Origin of the sequence: Nostoc sp. UIC 10607 (genome assembly GCF_047228265.1) — a bacterium.
GTDB lineage: Bacteria > Cyanobacteriota > Cyanobacteriia > Cyanobacteriales > Nostocaceae > Nostoc > Nostoc foliaceum_A.
On record NZ_JBIQNW010000119.1, the window covers coordinates 1 to 10,109 of the forward strand.

A 10,109-nucleotide genomic window follows, 5' to 3' on the forward strand; every position below is an offset into this window, starting at 1 on the left:
TTCCCAGTCTGAGACTCTTGACGAGACAATCCTAAAAGTCGTTTCTAGACTGCTTTTTACGTTAAGTTGACACCAATTACAAATGTGCCACTGGACTATGAGCTAGATTTCTGGGTCAACTAAGCGGGTAGTGGGACGACTCTGATACAAATCTTGAACAACTTGGATAGCAGAAACTACAGCTACAAGGGCAATGACTGCAACAGGTAACAAACCTTTGCCAAAGATAGCGATCGCTAGCAGCACAACTGCACCCCCAAGTCGATACTGGGAACGAATTTTGCAATAACGGATTACCCCAAATCTATGAAGAATACTGACAGCCAAAGAGCATAATGCTACTGCACCACAGATGAGCCATCGTTGGGAATCGGGTAGTGCTAAAGTTGGCTTACTCAACAAGATTTGTTCTACCCCGACTCCAGCAGCAGTAATCCCAATCACTAGGGGTAAATGGGTATAAAGCCAGAGATTAACAACGCTAACTTTTCCATGCGTCCGCGCTATCTCAATAGGTTTACCACCAAGGTTATCAAAATAAACCCACCACCAGCTAAAGGCGATAATTAGACCAAACACGGCGGAAATTGCGGTTAAAACATCCCATTTCTGCTCAGAAACACCATTGACCACTGCAATGATCGCTTCACCCAAAACAATAATGGTAAATAGTCCGAAACGTTCTGGTAAGTGGGAGGCGTGGGGGAGTAACCCGATCTGAAACTTATGTCCTGTTAAGGGTGTGGCAAAGTCAATAATTATTCCCAGTGTCCAAAATCCGAATCGCCAAGGAATTGGTACAGATGCTGATATTAACCAAAGCAAGGCTGCGATCGCAAAACCAATAGCGTAGCGAGTGGTCAAAGGACGTGCGGAGGGGATATGTCTTCCAGCACGAACGTACTCTATTACAAGCACGGCCCGACCAAGAGCATAGGAAATGGCAAAACCAGGGGAACTCTCACCCAAACCGTGGTGAATATTAATAGCCATCGCTGCTGCTGTCAGCATTTGTATACCAATGAGCAGTCGATGTCCCACATCATCGCTATCAAAGCGGTTGGCATAGAATGTGGTGCCAATCCATGACCACCAAACTGGTATAAATAGAACTACAAACCCAAATAATCCTGATAAAGAGATATTTTCATTAAGATTGTGGGCGAGTTGAGAAACTGCAACGACAAAAACCAAATCATAAAACAATTCCAGCCAAGTGGCGCGTCGTTCTTCTTCGGTGTCTTCACCAATGCGTAATCTTGGCGGTTGGAGAAAATTTGCCATAGTGCTAATTGCGAATCGCTAATTGTTTTTTACCATTAGCTGTCATCCATTAGCGAGTGCATAGACGTTTCTGCATAAATCCCTAAAAACCTGCTGACAATACAATAGACATTTTCGAAATTGACGTAAGTAAGTGGCAATAATAAATCAAACTATGTTAGGCAATGTAAATTTAATTAAATTGGCTCCTAGTAGGTTGCTCCAGCCCTTACTAAAAACCTTTAATTGTTTACGCCCACTTACATTAGGCACACTTCATGAATTGTGCTTACCAAGGATTTCGAGCAACACATAATTAATTTTTGGAGATGTTTAATAGAAATAGCAATCTGTTAAACGTCGGCGCTTTATCGGCAACCTGTAGTATATACAATGTAGTAACGATACGTGCAGGCTCCAGATGCCTAGTGAAGTTTGGCTCAACAAACTCATAAGCAACTGTACCAAAAGGAGCAATCACATAGGTAACTTAGTTTCTGATTTTAAAGCGGGCGATGGGACTCGAACCCACGACGTTCACCATGGGAAGATGACATTCTACCACTGAATTACACCCGCGAATTGCTGCCATCGACTTACGACTAAAATAAACTATACCATTATTTACAGCTATTTTCAATTGCTAGAACATGCACTGTTTGGGCAACTGCTGATGTATGAGTCCTGTAGTTGTTCAAATTGGGAAATCTTTTTAGCTAGCTGATGACGGCACTTACTAAACATAATTTAACTAAAGAACAATGTCCTCACCTCGCTCGGTGAAGCGAACCTCTTTAATATTCCATTGAGCATTACTTGTTAGGGTTTTGCGAAGACTGCCAAACAGAGCAAACTGTTCACAACTAGAAAGAGAAGCTATTTGTCGCTTTGAATCAGGGGATATTCGCAAATCAACTGTAGCAATGCCATTTTTGATGTTGACACGATACCCAGACAAGCTAAAGTCACTTGTATCTCGTTTTTCTAAAATTTTACTCACTACATTTGTTACTGGTTCCTCGGCTGGGACTGAAACCTTTTCTGGAATGAGTTCTTGACACTGAGTATCACTTGTATATAGTGTGACGTTGGTAGTTTTGCTAGTGGCAACTTTAGGAGTTAATGAGGAAGGCGTATTTTCCTTGGGAGATTCTTGATTAGGAGGTTTTTCTCTCAATTGAGCTACGCTAGGAATCTGGCTGGGAGTCTGAGACAATGGGCTATTCGTCGGTGTCGTAGTAGAGGATGGTGTTTCGCTGTCAATATTACGAGTGGTGGGGTTAGAACTACAACTGCTGAGGCTAACAACCATTGTCACAAAAATAAGGGGTAAAAAATATCTCTTGGTTGTGTTCATAAATTTTGCTTACAAGTGATGTTGTTGCTATCAATTTCAGTGTCGCTGGTATCAATTCCGCATAAATTAGTGAATTTTGAGCCAGTCTATAAAGTGTCAACCCGAAATCTGTTAAAGTCGAGGGTTATACTATACACCGAAATTACAACATCGCGTCTACGCCAATCCCAAAAAGCTTGGCATAAAAAGCAGAAATGGAGCAAACAAAAATATACCGACCTTTGCTTGAATTAATAATGTGGTTTATTTATCTGAAAATAGCTGTAGGTTTGAGCAGATTACGCACGCTCTGCTGTATATCTTCTTGTTTAACTAGAGCCTCACCAAGTATGACGGCATGTGTACCAGCTTCAGCTACAAGGGATAAATCAGCAGGTGTATACAAGCCAGACTCACTGACGACGATAATGCCCAAACTTTGTAGTTGCGATCGCCTAGCCGCTAGTAGTTGACCAGTTGTGCCAATATTGACACTAAAATCTACTAGACTTTGGTTGTTAATTCCTATTAAGCGCACATCATCAAGCTTTAGCACCCGATCTAGTTCTGCCAAAGTATGGACTTCTATTAAAGCATTCATTCCCAAATAGTGAATCACTCGCAAAAAGTTTTGAAGTTCCTTATCTGAGAGAATTCCTGCAATCAGTAGCACTGCATCTGCGCCTGCTGCTCGTGCTAAATAAATTTGGCAGGGGTCTAAAATGAACTCTTTGCACAGTAGAGGCAATCCTACCCGGTAGCGAATGGTGCGTAAATTCTCAAAGCTGCCATGAAAGAACTTCTGATCGGTGAAGACAGAGATACAAGTTGCGCCACCACGTTCATAAGCTTTGGCGATCGCTACTGAGTCAAAGTCTGCTTTAATAATTCCGTGAATTAAAGATGCTTTCTTCACCTCTGCAATGATGCAAGGTCGGTAACGACTCTGTTGCAAAGCGGAGAGAAAATCTCGCACGGTCGGCGCAGCAGTTAACTGGCGTTGCAAAGAAGCCAAAGACATCTCTTGTTGGATTTGTGCGACTTCATGCTTTTTCTGCCATATGATCTCTTTAAGAGTAGGTTGCAAATGAGTATTAGGGGTAGTAGCTGGGTAAGTCATATGTTAAGGATGGGGTGGCCAAAAAAGTATGAATTATAAAATTTCAGGCTACCCTACAGATATTCATTTCGATGGGCCTTAGTGGAAACGCCTTTAAAAAATAGGAATCTGTGAATAACCGGACGTTCAAAGCTTTCAATCTTCATCTTTTCCTTATGTAATTTTGTGATCAATGCCTTGAACTAGCCTTAATGACTCTTTTCAAAAATGAAGCCAAGTTGATTTGAGTTTCAACGCTTTTACAGCCTCACTATCACTTTGATTTTGTTTTGAGCTTTCAACTAAGCAGTTATTTTTGAGCAGTCGGATATAGGTGCGGTAGGGTATGTAGTCTATCGGATTGTAGCCAGCAAACCGCAGAATTAAAACACATGCCCAGGAATATTTGCCAGCAATAATTGCTTTAAGGATTTGCTCAATTTGTTCATTATTGATTTTCTTACCTATTTGTGTTTGATAACCAGTGATGTTTTGAGTCATAATATGCGCTCTTTGGTGTAAATTAAAACTGGTTTGTATCTGGCAATATTTATCTTATTTTCTCTGTATTGCGTTTAGTAAAATTTCTCTCATCCTATAAATAATCTATCTTTTGTGCCCACTAACAGACTAAGTTTTTAATGAATACCAGACTGACTTATCTTGATAGAGTTATTAATTGATTAGCTATTAGAAGTGATTGATATTGGATTTTAATAATCAGAATTTATTTTTAAATTTATTTAAGACCATTATCTATATCTCAAATAATAGGAGCCTCAGATAATGTTAGGTAAACTTAAATAAAGTTATTAACAATTGCAAATCCATATTAAAAGTAGGGGCGGGTCTAACCAGCATCATAAATATCTTGTTAAACCCGCTCTTACAAATGAACCGTATTGCAGAAGCTGCTTCTTCGTTAAGCTTACTGAATCTTCGCCAAAAGAGTATATGAACAATTTTTTGGTAGATATGTCTATTTTTTCGCTTTTGAAGTCTAATTTATTTTCATTAGTATAAAACTAACTTTAACTTAGGATAGGGAACATGGATATTATCAAGTTTTATATGGTAATGAGAACTGCGTTACTGGATTTCTCTTGTGCTGTCCTCCAATTACGCCTATGGAAAGGTGTAAGTAGCCATAAATTCCCCTAAATCGTATTCATCAATACATAGCTGTTTAATCTTTTCTACTTCTTTTGGAAGAATTATTAGCTACATTCACAGGATTTAAAAAAAATGTATTCCTTGTGACAGATGACAAGCTGTCTTATCATATAGTTAGATGCCTAAGTGAGCAAATTAAAGGCTGTTAAAATAATAATCAATGATTTACTTCTTAAAGCCGGAACTATTAGAGCAAATGCATCTTAATTAGAATTGACAAAATTAAGATATTATGCATCAAGTACTTTTGCTGATAAATCTTCTCTTGATTGCATAACAGTGACCAATAGTTACAAATAATTAGCTAAAATCAAAACTTAATATGGGATTTCGCATGTTTTATTATGTTTTGGTACAAAATTTTGAGATAGATAGTCAATAAATATGCCAAATATTTCTCGTAGTTAGACACGATTCAAAACTACATGAGGCATATCTATGCTGATTGGAGGTTTTTTATGTATACTGCTATACATGAGACAAGAGCAGAACCACTAGATATTGCTATTATATCTAGTCCAAAGTTTGAAAAAAGTTGAATTATTGATGTTGTATTTCTAACGCAACTAATAAGATTTTATTTCTTTTAAATAAAAATTTATTAAATATAATAAGCTTCTTGATATTATAAATAAATCAAATAATTAATCATAAGTAAAACTAAATACTACCTATGGGTGTTTTTAATTTCATTATTCCTATTTAACTTAGGAAGATGATAAATAATATTTATATTTAAATATTTATATTTAAGTGTTGACCAATAATTTCTTTATGTTACCAACATAAAAAATATCATTTTTTCTTGTTAAGATTATATTTAAAATCATAAGTAATTTCTGGGTCTTTCTAATTCAATTTATTTAGAACTAGCCAATAGTAGCATCAGAATTTGCGGAAGTTGTTATTAGCAACTCATTAACGGCTATAGTGCCGATTTATTTAACCAAATGTCTAGGGATATGGATTCTGGAGGCTATAGGTTAATTCAATCTAACTTTCATATGGTTCAACAACCAGAAATGGAGTTTTGTTGGTTTCCTGATAGTAGTGCTTTGAGTTGTTAATTAACAAATATCTTCAACTCAACACTCATAGTTTTTTTTACAGAGTACTCGGCACAGAGTTTAATCATCATTCCCTGCCACAAAAATCCTAGTGATAGAAAAATGAGATACGAATCGTCGAAAAAAATTCTTGTAATTGAAGATGATGCTGTTACTCGCAATCTCTTCTTAGAGGTTCTTGAGGCTCAAAGTTTTGACACAATAGGTGCTGAAGATGGATTGGCTGGTATCGAGCAAGCACAAAAGCATTTACCCGACTTGGTGATTTGCGATATTCAAATGCCAGATATGGATGGCTACAGCGTTTTGACTAGGCTGCGCCAAGATCCTGACACAGCAATTATTCCTTTCATTTTTTTGACTGGTAGTAATACTCAAAAAGATGTTCGTAAAGGTATGGAATTGGGAGCGGATGATTATCTTACTAAACCCTCTACTATAGAGGATTTGCTCAGAGCGATCGCTGTGCGATTAGAAAAACAAGCTTTCTTGAGATACTGGTACGCTACTAACTCTCATCAAGTTGCCCAACCACTACCTTCATCGTTCAACTCTGAGTCCATTTTCCCATCTATTCCCCAACTAAAAGCAGTTTTCGATTTTATTGAAGCTAATTATCGCCAAGGAATTACTTTATCTGATGTGGCTCTTGCTGTTGGTTATTCGCCTGCTTACTTGACTAATAGAGTAGCAAAACAAACAGGGGAAACTGTGAACGGTTGGATTGTCAAGCGGCGGATGGCAGCAGCACGTCCTTTACTCAGAAATACTAATCAGACAATCGACCAGATTGCTATTGCACTAGGCTATCAAAATACGTGTCATTTCTCTCGCCAATTTCGTCAACACCACGGGCTTTCTCCTAAAATTTGGAGAAAACAGCAACAACTTATTCAGCCTTCTAGAAGTGCGAAGCTAGAATTAATTAAAAATCGTAGTGAGCTAGAAAAACTTGTGCCTTTAGGTTGCTAATTAAAAGCAGATTACTAGTTTTCACTACTTTTTTGCTTGGTCAACTCCTGGACTAATAATTGCACTCCCAAAGCCAACAAACCAATTGCTACTATACCAAATATCCCGCTTCCTAAAGCAACTACACCAACAACCAGAGTCCGAACAGCAGAAGAAATTTTAATTACCAATGGATTAATTGAATGGATAGGTTTAGTAGCAAAATTTGTAGCGATCGCAATCATCAGCGAATACGCTGCAAATCCCATTCCTCCTGAAATCACCGCCCCAGTAAAACAGCGTAACGGACTCGCTGTAACCTGTTCTTTAGCATCTGTTTGCGGCGTTAGATTTTGGTCATTCATAATATTTTAGATTTTAGACTTGGTTGTGAGTGCTCAGTCGAACGATTTTAGATTTTGGATTGGAGTATTAGGAATAATTATTGTCCTTAGCTAATCGTCATTCAAATTGCATCTTTGTGTCTTTGCTTTTTTCTCGCGATTTGAACTATGCAACTTAAAAACTCATCAGCTTATTCCCTATACTTCACTAACGAAAAAAATTATTTAAACAGACGATGCCACTTTAATACCATGTGTGATTGTCCGAGTTACAAACAATTCTAAGTCTTCATCAAGAATTGCTTCCCTCACTTGCAGCTTAACTTGTTCTGCCTGCTGTTGAGACTCAAAAAGAGCAAATACTGTTGGGCCAGAACCAGACATCATTGTTCCTAAAACGCCTTCCTGATTTGCAAACACTTCTCGCAACTGCAAGACTTGGGGATAAGCTGGTAATACCACGCGCTCTAAATCATTGTGCAATTTTTGGGCAATTTCTCTCGTATCTTTATCCAAGATAGCTTTTACTATTGCTCCTGAATGAACTGCGTTAGCACGCGCTGCCAAGCTATCGCTATCTCTAATATAAGAATTACTAAACTGCTGTCTATAGGTTTTGTACGCCCAAGGCGTGGAGACTTCCAGACTGCGGTATTTCCCCAATACTATATATATGTTATCTAAACTCGGTAGGGGAGAAAGTTGTTCACCCCTACCTGTTGCGATCGCAGTTCCACCCGCTACACAAAATGGGACATCTGAACCAAGTGTGCCTCCCAACTCCTCTAATTCTGATTGAGTTAATCCCAATTTCCACAGTAAATCTATTCCCACCAACACAGCTGCTGCATTCGTCGAACCCCCAGCCAACCCAGCTGCTACAGGAATCTGCTTGTTGACGGTAATCTCCACACCCCCATATCTAGCAAAGGCTTCGGGAAATTGCCTCACCATTAATTCCGCTGCCAGGTATGCCAGATTACTTTTATCTGTCGGTACTTGTGGGTGGTTGCAGTGAACACGTATATTGTCAGTACTGATGGAATGCACATGAATTTGGTCTGCAAGCCCGATGCTTTGAAGTATCATGGCTAACTCGTGATAGCCATCGGGGCGATCGCCAATGATTTCCAGATACAAGTTGATTTTGGCAGGGGCAATTAGGCTGTAGGAACGCATTTTGAAAAAGTTAGAAGTTAGGGGTTATGGGTTGCTAGTTGTGAATGGGTGAATTTTAGATTTGGAATCAAAGCAATCATCTACATATTCACTCTTAACTCTTCACTTTTAACTCCTAACTCATTCGCTAGGATTACCCATTGCTGAACGCTGAGGTCTTCAGCTCTAGCTTGGGGATTTATTTTTAATTGTTCCAGTAATTGGGCCAGATGATCGCGTTCTATCACAGATTGCAAATTATTTCGTAACATTTTGCGCTTGGCACCAAACCCCAACTTTAGGAAATTTTCTAACTGTCGAGGATTAAGTGCTGGTATTTCTATTTTTCGGGGACGCAATCGAACCACTGCTGAATCGACTTTTGGCGGTGGATGGAATGCGGTCGCGGGAACTGTGCAGATTAACTCACACTCAGCCAAATACTGTACCCGCACACTCAACGCCCCAAAGGCTTTTGATCCTGGTTTAGCATACAATCTTTCTGCGACTTCTTTTTGTACCAGCAACACTATTGAGTCAAATGGTTCGGGGTTGGGATTAGCGATCGTACCCAATAGTTTCTCAATGATTGGCCCTGTAATGTTGTAGGGAATATTGGCTACTACCTTATTTGGCTTTTGGAAATTGGGAAAGGCTGCCAGATAAGATGGTAAATCTAGAGTCAGAAAATCGCCTTGGAGCAGTAAAAAATTTTTAGTTTTACCAAGCTGCTTTGACAACAGTTGGCATAAGTCGCGGTCTATTTCAACTGCAACCAGAGATTGCACTAAGGGTAATAAACGACGAGTCAGAATCCCGGTTCCGGGACCAATTTCCAAGATGCGATCGCCTTGGGCGGAGCGATCGCTTTCTGTACACTCTGCTGCTTTAATAATTGCGTCGAGCGCCTTTTCACTTTTGAGCCAATGTTGAGCAAAGACCTTACGCGGTCGGATCATCTGTATTTCTTGCCTAGTCTAGTTTTTAGCATTTTCTCAAAAATTCATTATAAATTTTGAAGTCCCTCTACAGCGCTAGACTCACTGTAACGCCTATCTTCTTTTCCAAACACTCCGCGAATGTAACGGTGGCGATCGCGTAAATATCAATATCAGCGTCACCCGTAGGATGGGAGCGCTAAACCCCAAGCTCCGCAACTACATATAACAATATGTAGTTAGTTCGAGCATTTGGATTCAAGATAAATCCCTCTAGCAAGACTACCTCCTGCCTTTTTCGATGATTATTACTATAATTACTCAAACTGCATCAGATCCCATTATTTTAGATACAAGCAACATGCATTATTCACACAGTAAGGTTTAGCCGCCTCGTTCTCCCTTCCCTCCTGTTGCTTGACCCATTCACCTGAAAGTACTGTCATTCAAGCAACTTGCCCTTTTAGAAAAAAAAATAAATTTACCCCTTGACAAACTAGGGGATGACTAGTTACTCTAGTTAAGTGGGAAGGCGAGAGACGCCAACCACCGCTGAACCTAAAAAACATAATACTTTGAAAGCTTAAGAAAAAACCAATCCTCGTCAAAAGATTTTGCTTTTGGGGTTTCCCAAAAAGATAATCGAAATTATAACTAGGATTCCGGAAAATATTTTTTTCGGAGCCACAAACTCGAAACACAACAAAACGGAGAGTTTGATCCTGGCTCAGGATGAACGCTGGCGGTATGCTTAACACATGCAAGTCGAACGGTGTCTTC

Annotated in this window: 8 protein-coding genes, 1 tRNA gene and 1 rRNA gene; 2 read left to right on the forward strand and 8 right to left on the reverse strand. The window is 39.2% G+C overall.

Translation table 11 applies throughout. From position 1 onward, the window contains the following. Positions 1–102 precede the first annotated feature (102 nt). The 5 genes from ACEYW6_RS34855 to ACEYW6_RS34875 form a co-directional block, all read right to left on the reverse strand. Positions 103–1,284 (reverse strand): low temperature requirement protein A, encoded by a 1,182-nt coding sequence (locus ACEYW6_RS34855; RefSeq protein ID WP_412983391.1) that lies wholly within the window; start codon positions 1,282–1,284, stop codon positions 103–105. A gap of 486 nt (positions 1,285–1,770) precedes the next feature. Beyond that, positions 1,771–1,842: transfer RNA gene (locus tag ACEYW6_RS34860), tRNA-Gly, on the reverse strand. Positions 1,843–2,014: 172 nt separating this feature from the next. Continuing rightward, complete coding sequence (locus ACEYW6_RS34865; RefSeq protein WP_190901551.1) at positions 2,015–2,620, reverse strand: GerMN domain-containing protein; 606 nt, start codon at positions 2,618–2,620, stop codon at positions 2,015–2,017. Positions 2,621–2,867: 247 nt separating this feature from the next. After that, the gene (trpC, locus tag ACEYW6_RS34870; protein WP_412983392.1) at positions 2,868–3,719 is read right to left on the reverse strand and encodes an indole-3-glycerol phosphate synthase TrpC; all 852 of its coding nucleotides are present in this window, start codon (positions 3,717–3,719) and stop codon (positions 2,868–2,870) included. A 201-nt stretch (positions 3,720–3,920) separates the two neighbouring features. Beyond that, a complete protein-coding gene (locus ACEYW6_RS34875) occupies positions 3,921–4,199 on the reverse strand; it encodes a HetP family heterocyst commitment protein (protein ID WP_190901553.1) in 279 nt (92 codons plus the stop codon). Between the two features lie 1,841 nt (positions 4,200–6,040). On the opposite strand from ACEYW6_RS34875, the gene ACEYW6_RS34880 reads away from it, so the two are divergent. Continuing rightward, positions 6,041–6,910, forward strand: a complete 870-nt coding sequence (locus tag ACEYW6_RS34880; RefSeq protein ID WP_412983393.1) for a response regulator — start codon at positions 6,041–6,043, stop codon at positions 6,908–6,910. Between the two features lie 14 nt (positions 6,911–6,924). Here the strand turns inward: ACEYW6_RS34880 and ACEYW6_RS34885 are convergent, their stop codons facing one another. The 3 genes from ACEYW6_RS34885 to rsmA form a co-directional block, all read right to left on the reverse strand. Next, on the reverse strand, positions 6,925–7,254 hold the full coding sequence (locus ACEYW6_RS34885) for a DUF3082 domain-containing protein (RefSeq protein WP_190901555.1): 330 nt from the start codon (positions 7,252–7,254) through the stop codon (positions 6,925–6,927). Between the two features lie 204 nt (positions 7,255–7,458). Then, the gene (gene ispE, locus ACEYW6_RS34890; RefSeq protein ID WP_412983394.1) at positions 7,459–8,412 is read right to left on the reverse strand and encodes a 4-(cytidine 5'-diphospho)-2-C-methyl-D-erythritol kinase; all 954 of its coding nucleotides are present in this window, start codon (positions 8,410–8,412) and stop codon (positions 7,459–7,461) included. A gap of 80 nt (positions 8,413–8,492) precedes the next feature. Further along, the gene (rsmA, locus tag ACEYW6_RS34895) at positions 8,493–9,350 is read right to left on the reverse strand and encodes a 16S rRNA (adenine(1518)-N(6)/adenine(1519)-N(6))-dimethyltransferase RsmA (protein ID WP_412983395.1); all 858 of its coding nucleotides are present in this window, start codon (positions 9,348–9,350) and stop codon (positions 8,493–8,495) included. A gap of 683 nt (positions 9,351–10,033) precedes the next feature. Here rsmA and ACEYW6_RS34900 point away from each other — a divergent pair. After that, positions 10,034–10,109, forward strand: a 16S ribosomal RNA gene (locus tag ACEYW6_RS34900); the annotation flags it as partial.